We start from the raw sequence: 11,706 nt of genomic DNA, 5'->3' as shown, positions 1-11,706 counted from the left end.
ACCGGCTGACCAATCCGGGCAAGATCGACCTCGAGATCATCGAGGTGCAGACCGGCTCCTATCTCGGCGAGGACGATATCGTCCGCCTGCAGGACGTCTATAATCGCGGCTGACGGGATTTGCGATAGGCGAGCCTGAAGCAATTTTTCCTCCGCCTATTGTCCCCGATTCTGCGCGCTGTAACGCTCGCGCAGATCGGCGAGCGCCGAGTCTCGCGTCGCGCCCTGCTTGCGCAGATTGAAATAATGCTGGCAGAGATCGCCGAAGGTCTGCTTGCTTCCCGTCGCGGCCGCGACGCGCGCGAGGCTTTCGATCGATTCCGCTTCGTCTTCCGCCGCGCCGATCTCCGCCATCATATCGGCGAGCTGCGCCGCGCGATTGGCGAGCATCCGCGGCGATTCCAAAAAATGCGCGGCGCCGACCTCGAGCGCAGCGCGCAATCGCTCCTCCCTGCCCTCATCGACCGGCGCGCCGCCGCTCTTGCGCGCGGCGAGCCAATAGGCCGGATCGACGCGGTCGATCGGCGTCAGCCATTTCGGCAGCTCGTCCTTGCGCTTCACCTCGACGGCCGGCGGCTGCTGCGGGTTCGTGTCTTTGCAGGCGCAGAGCAGCGCCGCGAGCGTCGCGCAGAGGGCGACGAGACGCGGCGCGCTCATCGTCACTTGCCTTGCAGCTTTTTGGCGATGCCTTGCAGGCCGTCCTTCAAGAAGGTCGTCATCGCTTCGCGCGCGGCGTCGTCATTGAGATTGTCCGGCGGCTCATTGCTGGTGTCGCCGCGATAGAGGCGGCCATACCATTGCACCTCGCTGCCGCCGCCCGCGGCCGGCTTCACCGCCAAAGTCGCCGAATAGGAGCTGATCGGCAGAGCGTCGAGATTGGCGTCCGACATGCGATAGCTGAGCTTCATCTGCTGCGGATCATATTCGTCGAGGCTCTCGGTGACGACGCCGCCCTTGCGCAGTGTGATCTCGCGCACCGCGCCATTGGCGTCGCCGCCGGTCGCCTTGACGCTGGCGACATCGGGATGCCAGTCCAGCGAGCCGAAATGGCCGACGAGCGCCCAAACGGCTTTGGGATCGGCGGGAACGGTGATTTTCTCGTCGACCTTGATCGGAGTGGGGCCATGAGCCAGCGCCGGCGTCATTGACACCGACGTCACGGACAGAAGAAAGGCGAGCGCGATTTTCAGTTTCACGGGAGTCTCCTCGAAAGTGCGGTTGCGGGACGGGAACGACGGCGCCGCGCGAAAAATTCGGCGAGCGGAACCACGAGATAGAGGATGACGAAGCCCCCGAGCGCCGCCGCCGCGTAGGCGGGACGCAGATCGACGGGCGCTCTGCTCGGCCGCCGATGCGCGACGGCGAGAAGCGCGGGCGCGATCGCCTCCGGCTTCTCCAAATGCGCGTAAGCGAGGCCCGTCGTCTCGGCGAGCTGGCGCAGATAGGGCTCGCGCACGCTGGAAAGATGTTCCGAGCCGGCGGCCATCTCGCCGCCGAAAGGCGCATTGCGCGGATTATAGCCCTCGCGCTGCTCGGAGCCCGGCGGCGGCAGGCCGAAGCGGCTCTCATGCGGCACTTCGTCGACGCCATAGAAGCCGGTCTCGCGGCCACGCTCGTCGAATTTCGGAATGGGCGCCGGCTCATAGCCGCCGGCGCCGAGAATGAGGCCGAAAACCTTTCCGTGCTCGCCCTCGAACGCCGGCGCGCCATAGGCCGGCAGCGGCGGCGCCTCCTGACCGTCGGTGATGAAGACGAGATCGGCGTCGATGCGGCGCGCCATTTCGACGGCTCGGAACAGGCCGGCGGAAATGCGACTGTCGCCCTCCCAGGCCATGCGCCAATCGAGGCCGGCGATGGCCGCGTCGATCGCCGCGAAATTCTCGCAGACGTCGATCGGCTCGAACAGAAGAAGAGGCTCGCGCTCGGTAAAAATGGCGAGGGCGACGCGCGAGGGACAGGGAAGATCGGCGACCAGACGCCGCATCGCGCGCTTCGCGAATTCGATCCGGCTCGCCGGCGCGCCGTCCAGCGCATAATCGCGCGTGTTCATGCTGCCGGTGATGTCCAGCGTCAGCAGCAGATCGGCGCCGTTGCGCGTCGCTTCGGCGCGCGGAAACAGAAAGGCCGCGACCAGCATCGCCATGGCGAAGGCGAGCGACGGAAAGCGCGCGTCCGCGAAACGGGCGATCATGGCAGCCCCTTGGGCGCGCCGGGAATGTCGGTCCAGATTTTTTTGGGGTCGGCGGGCAGCTCGTCGCCGCCCGAATGCTCGAGTTCTGGATTGTCGCGCACGAGGCGCGCGGCGACGTCGAGATTATATTTCGCGTCCCAGAACTCCGGCCGAAATTGCAATGCGCGACGATATTCGCGCCGCGCCAGCTCGACGAAAGGCCCCGCCGGCTCCAGCTGGCCGCGCTCCAGGAGATCGAAGGCATGGCGCAGCAGCGCATTGCCGAGATCGTAATGGGCGATGGCGGAAAGCTCTTCGCGGCCGGCGGAATCGAGCGGCTCCAGCAGCGCGCGCGCTTTGTCGAATTGCGCGCGCGCCGCGAGAAAGCCCGCGCGCGCGGCGATAAGCTCCGGCGCGGAAGCCGAGTCGGTCTCGACGTCCCGCCCCGCCGCGAGCGCGCTGATCGCGGCATTGTCGGCGCGCGCGCGCCACGCCGCATAGGCGCCCTGCAACGCGCCGGCGAGCGCCGCGACGAGCAGCAGCGACAAGAGGCTCGATCGCCAGCGCGCGACGAGCCGCGCCAGCGGCCGCATGTTTTCGGAGCGCGCGGCGTCGTTCATGCGAGCCTCCTCGCGCGCGCGCGCGGCGCATCGGCGCGCGCGCTCTGCTTCAAGCTCGTCTCGGCGAATTTGGCGGCGACGAGCAAAAATGTGGCGAAGGCCGCGACGAGCAGCGTCTCATCGGTCAAATCCTTACGCGGAATGCGCTCGGCGTAGCGGAACGGCCGACGCTCGAGCCGATCGATCTCGCCTATGGCCTCGGCGACCGCGGCGGGGCCTTCCGCCTCGAAAGCGCGATAGCCGACGCCGAGCGATTTGAAGAAGAGATCGAGATGGCGCTCGGGCAGCGCCTGCGGCGTGTCGAGCTCGTCGGCGCCGGGCTTGTCGCTCAAGCCCTTCGAACCCTGCGTGCGCAGAAACAGCCAATAGAGATTGGGCTTGATCTTGCGGAAATCAGCGCGCAGCTGATCCTGTATGCGCGGATCGATGACGGCGGCGCCGTCGGAAACGAGCAATATCACGCGCGATTCGGCTTCGCCTCCAACAGGAAACTGCGAAAGCGCCATTGCGAGGCCGCGCCCGATATTGGTGTAGCCGAGCCCCGGCCGATCGATCGCCCCAATCGCCGCGCGCACCGCGTCGCGATGATCGGTCATCGGCATCACCAATATGGGCGAAGTGGAAAAGGCGGTGACGCCGAAGAGATCATGCGCGCGGCGCGCGACGAAATCGCTCATGATGCGCTTGGCGGCGGAGGCTTTCGACTCGTCGCCGCCCGCCGGCGTGCGGCCGGCGAAAGTCTCGTTCATGCTCGCGCTGCGATCGATGAGGATCGAGATTTCCGCGCCCTCGCCGTAGCGCGCGATTGCGCGACCTTCGCGAAACGGGCCCGCGACCGCGAGCGCGCAGGCGCTTATCGCGAGCATGGCGGCGACGCGCAGAGTCCATGCGACGAGGCTGGAGAGCGCATCCCGCGGCGCGGCGGCGACGGAGGAAATGGACGACGGTCGCAGCGCCGAAAAGAACAGCGGCGCCAGAGCCAGCGGCAGCAGCAAAAGCGCGAGCGGAGAGGCGACGTCGAAGCTCATCGCGCGCTCCGCTCCTGCGCCGCCAGCGACCTCGCCAGCGACAGGATTTCGCCGAGCGGCAGATCGGCGCCCGCATCGGCGACGCCGAAGAAGAGCGCGCGCGAGCTGGCGAAGAAGCGGATGAGCCGCTCTTTCGCGACGGCGAATTCCGCATGGCCGGCGACGAAGGCGTCGATATCCTCGGCGAAGATACGGCGGCCGGCGGCGTCGTCGATCGCGCGATGCAAGGCGAGCATCGCAGCGCGCCGCGCCGCTTCGTCGCCGCGCTTCGTCAGAATGGCGATGCGGCGCGCCGCGGCGGCGAAGACGCGCGCGCGACGGCGATGGAAAGGCGGCCAACCGCGATCATGCGCGACCAGCGCCAGCGCGCCCAATGCGAGCGCGACAAAGGCGCCGGCGCGAATCGCCGGAGTTGCGGCGTCGCTCGGCGCGACGCCCCTGTCCGGGCGCATGTAATCCGTGGGGTCGTCGCGACGCTGCGGCAAGACTTCGCGCAAGGGCGAAACGCCGATCGCCCAGGCGGGCGCCCGCACGGTCTCGGTCTCGCCCTCGCGCAGGAAACGCAAGGCGAAGGGCGGGATTTGCAGATCACGCACATCGAGCGCGACATAGAAGATTTGATAGACGAGATCGATGTTCCAGCGCGTGAGCCCATCGCCGACGGGCTCTTCGCGCACGCGAATGTCGCGTAGATCGAGCCGATAGTCGAGGGCGCCGGGCCGCGGCAGCGACGCGCTCTGCAAGCGCGATGCGGAATCGGCGACGATCTCGAGCCGCGCATTCACCAGATCGCCGACGAAGAATCCGAAGCCGCGCTCGGCGTAGAGACGGACGGACTTCACCTCTGCCGCCGCCGGAGCCGCGACGAAAGCGAAAAGAAAGGACAGGGCGAGGAAGCGGGCGCGCATCGCCGTTCACAGTCCGAGCAGATGGCGCGACAGCGCATCGGCGTCGAACGTGTCGTCGACGACGAAAGGCGGACGCCCATGCTCCAGCGCGAGACGGCGCAGCGCGTCGCGGCGCTCGGCCTCGCGCGCGCGCCAGCGGCGGCGCAGGCTCGGGCGCATGAGCACGAGCCGCCGCGCGCCGCTCTCGAGATCGTCGAGCTCGACGAGGCCGAAGCGCGGAAGATCGCGCTCCTCGGCGGAATCGGCGAGGAGAATGGGCGCGAGATCATGCTGCGCGAGCCGGCCGAAGAGACGCCTCGCAAAGTCCGGCGGCCAACGGAAATCGGAAATGAGCAGCACGAGCTTGCGACGGCCGGCGATGAGGCCGGCGGCTTCGAGCAGCCCTTGTGCGGAGGCGCCGCGCGGCTTTGCATCGCGCAACCGCTCGGCCGCGGCGACAGCTGCGCCCCGCGCCCGCGTGGCCGGCAGCAGAAGGTCATTGCGCAACGTCGCGTCGCAGGCGGCGAGGCCGAAGCGATCGCCGATGCGCGTCGACGAGAAGGCGAGCGCCGCACAGAGATCGGCGACGAGATCGAGGCGGCGCGCCGCACCCTGAAAGCCCATGGACGCCGACAGATCGACGAGCGCATAGACGTCGATCGAATTGCGCTGCTCGAAACGGCGCACATGGGTCTCGCCGGTCGGATCGCGCATCGTCGCGCGTATGTCGATGCGCCGCGCATCGGGAAATTGAATGAAGCGCGCGTGATCGCGAAACACGCCGATGCCGCCGACGTCGACGCCGCTATGCGCGCCGACGGAGCCGTTGGAGACGTGGCCGCGGGGGCGATAGGCGATGTCGAAGCGCTCCGTCATCACGCCTTCCGTCTCAAGGCGCCGGCACCGTGGCGAAAGCGGCGCGGCAGAGATCGCGGACGATGTCGTCGCCGCGCATCGCATAGATCGGATCGACGAAAATGCGATGCGCCATCGTCTCGAGGAAGATTTCGCGAATATCCTCCGGCGTCAGCGCATCGCGGCCCTCGAGCCAGGCGCGCACGCGCGCCGCGCGCACCAGAAAGGCGAGGCCGCGCGGGCTCGCGCCGCCGCGCACCAGGCCGCGCATCTCCACATCGGGCAGGGTGACGCCGGCCGCATACGGATCGAGCAGCGCTTCCCAGAGCTTCGTCACATAGGCTTCGAGCGTCTCGCTGGCGGCGACGCGGTTCTGGATGAGCTCGGCGACAGAGGCGAGCGAGCGATAATCGAACGCCGGCTCGCCGATGTCGTCGAGCAGACGATCGACGTCGTGATAACGCGGATCGAAGATCAGCGCGCGACGCGTGGTCTCGTCGCTCGGCGTCTTCATCGAGATTTCCATGAGGAAGCGGTCGCGCGCGGCGGCGGGAAGCTCGAATGTCTCTTCGCGCTCGACGAGATTGCGATCGGCGAAGACCTGCAGCGCCGGAAAGGAATATTCGCGATTGAAGGCGGAAACGCTGCGCTCCGCCATCAGCCGCAGCAGCAGCGAATGCACCTGCGGACGCGCGCGATTGATCTCGTTGAAAAAGAAGATGGAGAGATTTTCCGCCTGCCGCAGCACCGGGCCGGGCTCGACGCGCGGGCGTCCGTCATCGGCGAGATAGGTATGATAGATGAGGTCGCTCGGCATGAGATCGACCGTGCCCTCTATGCGCGAATAGGCGCCTCCGAGGGCGCGCGCGACGGCGCGCAGAAGGGTCGTCTTGCCGACCCCGACATCGCCTTCGAGCAGCACATGGCCGCGCGCGAAGATCGCGATGGTCACGAGGCGAATGACCCGGCTCTGGCCGATGACGGCGCGCGAGACGCGCGCCTCGAATTGCTGCGCCTTGGCGCGCCAGTCGGCCAAGACGGCGTCGGTTTCGGCGGTGTCTGTCACGCTGAACGGATCCAACAGCTCGTCGGAAGAGAGGGCGTTGCGACCACGATCCCGGGAAAGGGTCCGACGCGTTGTTGTCGATTGACGCCGGACCCGGATCGCGGCCGCATGACGACCGTCCCCGGGGGCGCGGGGACGGCATTTCTCACGCGAGCGCTCAGGGAATCTTGCTCACGTCATAGACGAACGAGCCCGTCTTCTTGAAGTGCTCGGCGCGCTTCTTGTTGCGCTCTTCCATGGCCGCGATCGCGGACTGGTTCTTGGCGAGCTCCTTCGGATCGTGCTTGGGATCGTATTTGGAGCCGGCGACCTTTTCCGGAAAGCCGGGCTTGGGCTCCCAGCAATCGCCGGGGGCCTTGCATTTGGTGCCGTCATAGGCCGAGGCCGCGCCGATCGCAGCCGCGTTCATGACGAACGCGACGCCGACGGCCGCCGCAATCTTCAAAACTCCCATCGTGCCTTCCTCCAATTTATGCGCGGCTCTCGCCGCGGCCGCCGCGCCGCTCACGCGTGCGCGACTTTCATTTTCCCGACGTCTTTCATTTTCCCGAGGTCTTGCACTGTCCGGGCGGATCGTCGGGGAATGTCTCATGTCCAGGATAGGGCTTGAACTTCGCGCGCTGCTCCGGCGTCAGCCAAGTCGCGCCGGGGGTCGGATCCTTGTAGAGATGGCGAATCCAGGCCATGACCTTCAGCATTTCGTCGAGCTGAAGATTGGCGTATTGCGGCCCCATCGACGCCTGCGCGCCGCCGAAAATGGTCGAGAAGAGACCTTCGTCGGTCGCGTTCTGCGGATAGGTCCAATAGGAATCGTTGAGGCCGGGTCCGATCTTGCCTTCGCCGAGATGGCCGTGGCAGCCGGAGCAGGCGGAGAGGAAGAGCTGCTCGCCCTGCTTCAGACAGCTCACGTCCTCATTGTAGGGATTGACGCCCGACTGCATGAATTTCTTCACGCCGGGCGTGTCTTTGCCCTCCGGAAGCGCGTCGTCGAAGTTCAGCACTTCGCCGGTGATCGTGTTGCGAAAGGTGATGCCCGCATTCTGCGCGATCGCCGAGAGGGCGATCATGCTGGCGAGCGCGCCGCCGATCAGGACATAGGGCTTTTTCTTGCTCGATTTCATTTCTGTCGGTCTCTTCGAGATTTCGCCGGCGAGCGCCTAATGCGCCGCGACCGGATTGACGATGGGCAACAGCGGAACGCCTTCGGCCGTGAGGATCTGGTCGATCTTCGGCTTGGCGCGCTCGAGGCCGGCGTTCACTTGCGCGAGCAATTCCTTGTCGGAGAGACGCACGCCGACCGATTGATCGTAATGCTGCCCGATCTTCTGTCCGTCGCTGCGCTTGGAATCGTCGTCTATCAGCGTCATGCGCAGAGGCGTCGGCGAGGATTTGACGAAACGCGCCACATCGGGCGCGAAGGCCGACGCCAGTTCGGCGCCGCCGCTCGCCACTTCGCCGATCATGCGCGCCGGGTCGATCTGCGTATATTGATTGCGCGGCGAGCGGAAATTCACCAGCGAATAGAGATAGGCCATGTCGTTCTCATATTCGCCGATCTCCTTCAGCATCACCTCGGCCGGAGAGCCGAACGGCACGGCGATGTGATCGAAGGATTTGATGCGCGGATCCGACCAGGACTTTATGTCGAGATTCTTCTCGGCCTTGGTCACGAACACATAGCCGGTGCGGAAATAGGGCTTGCTCGTCGCGACGCGCGGATCGCCCGTGTCCAGCCCGATGACGACATCGCACTGATTTTTGTCGAGATAATCCCTCACGAGATAGATCGCCGCCTTCGACGACCAGACGAACTCCGCCTTGCGGCCCATCGCCTCGGCGAGCGCGACGGCGATACGATTCTCGAGGCCGGATTCGTCCTTGAGGGAGAGCGGCGATTGCGCTTCGGAAGCGCAGATGCGCAATGTGTCGGCCTTGCTCGCAGAAGCGGCGGCCGAAGGCTTCGTCTCTTGCGCGAGCGCGCCGGCGGCGCTGGTCAGCAGCGCCAGAGCGAGTCCGGAGGCGACGAGACGCGGAGAGGTGATACGCGACATGGGAGCGATCCGATCCGTTTGCATGTGTGGCGAGGCCGCCCGGACGCGCTTCATGCATCCGGACGGCGCGCTGTGTCGGTCGCGAACAGGGGAGGACGCGACCGACGACTGCCGATGGATCAATGGGCCTTATATTCGCCGAGGCTCAGATCGTCGTAGGGACCCTTGCCACCCAGCGAGAAGACGACGACGCCGCCGCCCATCTGCGTGTAATTGGCGAGCTGCTTGAACGCGCCCACCGCGCCGAGGCCGGCGGTCGGGTCCTGCAGATCGAACACGAGACCCACTCCCGGCCAACCGCCGACGCCGTAGAGAATGGCGACATATTCGGTGCCCTTGTGGCTGTAGACGATCGGATAGCCGAGCACGCCGGAGGGAAGCTTGAACTTCCACAGCAGCTCGCCATTGTCGCTGTTACGGGCCTTGATGAAGCCGTCGAGCGTTCCGTAGAACACGATATTGCCGGCGGTGGCGGTGGTGCCGCCCCAAACCGCGAAGCGCTCGAACTTCTCCCATTTGAACTTGCCGGTGATCGAGTTGTAGGCCTTGATCTGGCCGAGGCCCTCGCCCTTCTGACGATCGCCCTTCGGACCCGGATACATGTTCAGCGTCGCGCCGACGAAGAACTGACCCGCGCGATAGGGAAGCATGAAGGGCTCCCAATCCATGCAGATGTGGTTCACGCCGAGGAAGAACAGCTGCTTGGTCGGATCGTAGGAATCATGGCCCTGATTGTGATAGCCCATGGCGGAAGGACAAATATCCTTGCCGAGATGGTCCATGCGGGTGCCATACTCCGGATCGCGAACCGGCAGGCCGCTCTTGAGATCGACTGTCTTGAACACATTGACCGTGTCGTCGATCTTGTCCGCGGAGATCAGATCGCCATTGGTGCGGTCGAGCGTGTAGACGATGCCGTTGCGGTCAGGATGCGTCAGAAGCTTGCGCTCCTTGCCTTCCTTGTCCTTCTGCTCGGTGAGCAGCATGAAGTTCACGCCGGCGAAGTCCCACTCGTCATGCGGGGTCTTCTGATAGCCGAACTTGGCTTCGCCCGTGTCGATGTCGCGGCCGAAGATGGTCATCGTCCATTTATTGTCGCCCGGACGCATCGTCTCGTTCCACGGCGCCGGATTGCCCGAGCCATAGTAGAAGAGATTCGTGCCCGGATCATAAGCGTACCAGCCCCAATTGGTGCCGCCGCCGATCTTCCAGGCGTCGCCTTCCCAGGTCGAAGTGCCGAGGCCCTTCTGGCCATAATGGGGGTTCTTGCTGTTGAAGTCCTTAGCCAGCAGCACGTCCTCGTCCGGGCCGGTCGCGTAAGCGCGCCAAGCCTGCTCGCCGGTGTGGACGTCATAGGCCGTGACATAGCCGCGCACGCCGAGCTCGGCCCCGGAGGAGCCGACGAGAACCTTGTCCTTCACGACATAGGGAGCGATGGTGAGCGTCGAGCCGACCTTATAGTCGGAGTTCTCCATCTTCCACACGAGCTCGCCGGTCTTGGCGTTGAGCGCCTCGATATGGCCGTCGAGCAAGGTCTTGAGGATGAGCGGCGGCGTCTTGGAGTCGCCCGGCCAATAGGCCAGACCACGATTGACGAGGTCGCAGCAAGCCACCGCGCGCGCGGCCGCATTCTGCTTCGGCTTGTCCTGCCAGAGGATGCGAGTCGGATCGTCGAGATCGAGCGCGAAAGTGTTGTTGGGGAAAGACGTATGGATATACATCTTGCCGTCGACGACGAGCGGCGCGCCCTCATGGCCGTTGAGCAGGCCGGTCGAGAAGGTCCAGGCGACCTTCAGATCCTTGACGTTGCTCGTGTTGATCTGCGTCAGCGTGCTGTAATTGTCCGAGTGATAATTCTTACCCGGCATCACCCAATTTTCTTCGCTCTTGGAGAGCTGGTCGAGCTTGTCGTTGGCCGAGGCGACGCCGATCGGCGCAACCGTCAGCACGGCGAGCAGCGATACCGAATTCAGTAGTTTCCTCATCGACGAGTCCTCCTGCAACAGCCATCGCCCGGCGGATCGCAGAGCGGAATGGAGATGTCGCCTCGTGAAGCATCGGCTCGCGATCTCTCGAGCCATGTCTTTGTTTGTCGGCCGCCGTCCTCGACGTCGTCGCAACGCGGGGACGCGAAAATGCGAGAGGCGGGGCCGAGGAGATATAGGTTTTCGGCCGCGCCTCTGTCTGTATGATTTGTCGGTAATCTGACACGGGAAGAATCGGCATCGTCGCCGCGCCTTCGTCACGATTTGCGGGACGAGACGTCCTGTTCTCGCCGCTATCGCGCCGCGATCTGGACAAAGCGGCATGGCCTTTGATGCGACGCCGAGCCGATTGCCATTCGTTCCATTTCAAGACGGCGGGAGTCGCTCCGGTCGACCAGAACGATCCGGGACGACACAGGGACGATGGTCTCGAGAAAGATCGCGATGGAAAGCCGTATCAAGCTGATCGATGTCGACCGCCCGGACGAGCCATTGGAAGTGGAGGTCGAGCGGGTCATGGAGTCGACGCTTCGCGTGCTCGTGCCCAATACCGTGATCCGTTTCGAATTGCGACGGCCGAGCGAGGGCGCGCCATTCGAGGGGGCTGTCGGGGGCCGCTATTTCATTTTCGAGCCCCAGCCGCGGGCCTCGGAGCCCTCGTCGTCCAAAGTCAAGACCCGGCGCAAATAGCGCCTTTCGGCCGCATCGCGGCCGAGCCCGGCGCGGCGTCGGGAAAATTTCTCCAGAAAACTTCTCCGTGGAGCGCGAGGGGCCCGTCCGCCGGTCCCGGAATGGCGCGGGCGCGCCCCCCTTTCGCCCTGGTTTGGTCGGAAATGGGACATGCCGGCGGCGCGGCTCCGAGCCGGGCGAGTCTCCCGATCCGCCGCCATTGTCGCGCTTCCGCCTCCGAGCCCGCGCCCGTCGATCCGTCTCGCATCGAAAAGCGCATCCACGAAAAAAAAAACTTCGGGCGAAGCTTCACGGCGACGTTCGCGATCTATCCCCTTTCCGCGCGCGGGCTCTCGCGTGCGATTGACAGTGATGT

The 11,706-nt window shown here is 65.3% G+C and carries 14 protein-coding genes; 2 read left to right on the top strand and 12 right to left on the bottom strand.

Going from position 1 to position 11,706, the window contains the following annotated elements:
- On the top strand, positions 1 to 113 hold a 113-nt coding region (locus tag FMZ75_RS21935; protein WP_166143596.1), incomplete at its 5' end, for a hypothetical protein.
- 42 nt (positions 114 to 155) lie between these two features.
- Here the strand turns inward: FMZ75_RS21935 and FMZ75_RS13925 are convergent.
- The 12 genes from FMZ75_RS13925 to FMZ75_RS13870 all read right to left on the bottom strand — a co-directional run bounded on the left by FMZ75_RS13925 (position 156) and on the right by FMZ75_RS13870 (position 10,661).
- Complete coding sequence (locus tag FMZ75_RS13925) at positions 156 to 656, bottom strand: hypothetical protein (RefSeq protein ID WP_166143594.1); 501 nt, start codon at positions 654 to 656, stop codon at positions 156 to 158.
- Positions 657 to 658: 2 nt separating this feature from the next.
- Positions 659 to 1,144 carry an SRPBCC family protein gene (locus FMZ75_RS13920; RefSeq protein ID WP_142862199.1) on the bottom strand — a complete coding sequence of 162 codons (486 nt, stop codon included), beginning with the start codon at positions 1,142 to 1,144 and terminating at the stop codon, positions 659 to 661.
- A gap of 47 nt (positions 1,145 to 1,191) precedes the next feature.
- Entirely contained in the window at positions 1,192 to 2,190 is a 999-nt protein-coding gene (locus FMZ75_RS13915; RefSeq protein WP_166143592.1) for a vWA domain-containing protein, read from the bottom strand.
- The gene (locus FMZ75_RS13910) at positions 2,187 to 2,789 is read right to left on the bottom strand and encodes an MxaK protein (RefSeq protein ID WP_142862194.1); all 603 of its coding nucleotides are present in this window, start codon (positions 2,787 to 2,789) and stop codon (positions 2,187 to 2,189) included. The genes FMZ75_RS13915 and FMZ75_RS13910 overlap by 4 nt, the downstream gene beginning before the upstream one ends.
- Positions 2,786 to 3,817 carry a vWA domain-containing protein gene (locus FMZ75_RS13905; RefSeq protein WP_166143590.1) on the bottom strand — a complete coding sequence of 344 codons (1,032 nt, stop codon included), beginning with the start codon at positions 3,815 to 3,817 and terminating at the stop codon, positions 2,786 to 2,788. The genes FMZ75_RS13910 and FMZ75_RS13905 overlap by 4 nt, the downstream gene beginning before the upstream one ends.
- Positions 3,814 to 4,725, bottom strand: coding sequence for a nonribosomal peptide synthetase MxaA (locus FMZ75_RS13900; RefSeq protein ID WP_142862192.1), 912 nt, complete (start codon positions 4,723 to 4,725; stop codon positions 3,814 to 3,816). The genes FMZ75_RS13905 and FMZ75_RS13900 overlap by 4 nt, the downstream gene beginning before the upstream one ends.
- Positions 4,726 to 4,731: 6 nt before the next feature.
- Positions 4,732 to 5,580, bottom strand: coding sequence for a DUF58 domain-containing protein (locus FMZ75_RS13895; RefSeq protein WP_108915239.1), 849 nt, complete (start codon positions 5,578 to 5,580; stop codon positions 4,732 to 4,734).
- 13 nt (positions 5,581 to 5,593) lie between these two features.
- The gene (locus tag FMZ75_RS13890; protein WP_166143587.1) at positions 5,594 to 6,625 is read right to left on the bottom strand and encodes a MoxR family ATPase; all 1,032 of its coding nucleotides are present in this window, start codon (positions 6,623 to 6,625) and stop codon (positions 5,594 to 5,596) included.
- Positions 6,626 to 6,782: 157 nt separating this feature from the next.
- The gene (locus FMZ75_RS13885; RefSeq protein ID WP_244594534.1) at positions 6,783 to 7,034 is read right to left on the bottom strand and encodes a methanol dehydrogenase [cytochrome c] subunit; all 252 of its coding nucleotides are present in this window, start codon (positions 7,032 to 7,034) and stop codon (positions 6,783 to 6,785) included.
- Between the two features lie 130 nt (positions 7,035 to 7,164).
- Positions 7,165 to 7,746, bottom strand: coding sequence for a cytochrome c(L), periplasmic (moxG, locus tag FMZ75_RS13880; RefSeq protein WP_142862188.1), 582 nt, complete (start codon positions 7,744 to 7,746; stop codon positions 7,165 to 7,167).
- A gap of 36 nt (positions 7,747 to 7,782) precedes the next feature.
- On the bottom strand, positions 7,783 to 8,676 hold the full coding sequence (gene moxJ / locus FMZ75_RS13875; RefSeq protein WP_166143585.1) for a methanol oxidation system protein MoxJ: 894 nt from the start codon (positions 8,674 to 8,676) through the stop codon (positions 7,783 to 7,785).
- A 119-nt stretch (positions 8,677 to 8,795) separates the two neighbouring features.
- On the bottom strand, positions 8,796 to 10,661 hold the full coding sequence (locus FMZ75_RS13870; protein WP_108915578.1) for a methanol/ethanol family PQQ-dependent dehydrogenase: 1,866 nt from the start codon (positions 10,659 to 10,661) through the stop codon (positions 8,796 to 8,798).
- 444 nt (positions 10,662 to 11,105) lie between these two features.
- Between FMZ75_RS13870 and FMZ75_RS13865 the strand changes: the two genes are divergently transcribed.
- A complete protein-coding gene (locus tag FMZ75_RS13865) occupies positions 11,106 to 11,351 on the top strand; it encodes a hypothetical protein (protein WP_142862185.1) in 246 nt (81 codons plus the stop codon).
- Positions 11,352 to 11,706 lie beyond the last annotated feature (355 nt).

Origin of the sequence: Methylosinus sp. RM1 (genome assembly GCF_011378635.1) — a bacterium.
GTDB classification, from domain to species: Bacteria; Pseudomonadota; Alphaproteobacteria; order Rhizobiales; family Beijerinckiaceae; genus Methylosinus; species Methylosinus sporium.
The sequence above is the reverse complement of the archived record's forward strand: the minus strand, read 5'-3'. Positions and strand labels throughout refer to the sequence as shown.

Excerpts from the sequence above, each read along its gene's own strand:
- FMZ75_RS13895 (WP_108915239.1), bottom strand. The coding sequence starts at position 5,580 with ATGACGGAGCGCTTCGACATCGCCTATCGCCCCCGCGGCCACGTCTCC.
- FMZ75_RS13910 (WP_142862194.1), bottom strand. The coding sequence starts at position 2,789 with ATGAACGACGCCGCGCGCTCCGAAAACATGCGGCCGCTGGCGCGGCTC.
- FMZ75_RS13885 (WP_244594534.1), bottom strand. The coding sequence starts at position 7,034 with ATGAACGCGGCTGCGATCGGCGCGGCCTCGGCCTATGACGGCACCAAA.
- FMZ75_RS13915 (WP_166143592.1), bottom strand. The coding sequence starts at position 2,190 with ATGATCGCCCGTTTCGCGGACGCGCGCTTTCCGTCGCTCGCCTTCGCC.
- FMZ75_RS13925 (WP_166143594.1), bottom strand. The coding sequence starts at position 656 with ATGAGCGCGCCGCGTCTCGTCGCCCTCTGCGCGACGCTCGCGGCGCTG.
- moxJ (WP_166143585.1), bottom strand. The coding sequence starts at position 8,676 with ATGTCGCGTATCACCTCTCCGCGTCTCGTCGCCTCCGGACTCGCTCTG.
- FMZ75_RS13870 (WP_108915578.1), bottom strand. The coding sequence starts at position 10,661 with ATGAGGAAACTACTGAATTCGGTATCGCTGCTCGCCGTGCTGACGGTT.
- moxG (WP_142862188.1), bottom strand. The coding sequence starts at position 7,746 with ATGAAATCGAGCAAGAAAAAGCCCTATGTCCTGATCGGCGGCGCGCTC.
- FMZ75_RS13905 (WP_166143590.1), bottom strand. The coding sequence starts at position 3,817 with ATGAGCTTCGACGTCGCCTCTCCGCTCGCGCTTTTGCTGCTGCCGCTG.
- FMZ75_RS13865 (WP_142862185.1), top strand. The coding sequence starts at position 11,106 with ATGGAAAGCCGTATCAAGCTGATCGATGTCGACCGCCCGGACGAGCCA.
- FMZ75_RS13920 (WP_142862199.1), bottom strand. The coding sequence starts at position 1,144 with ATGACGCCGGCGCTGGCTCATGGCCCCACTCCGATCAAGGTCGACGAG.
- FMZ75_RS13900 (WP_142862192.1), bottom strand. The coding sequence starts at position 4,725 with ATGCGCGCCCGCTTCCTCGCCCTGTCCTTTCTTTTCGCTTTCGTCGCG.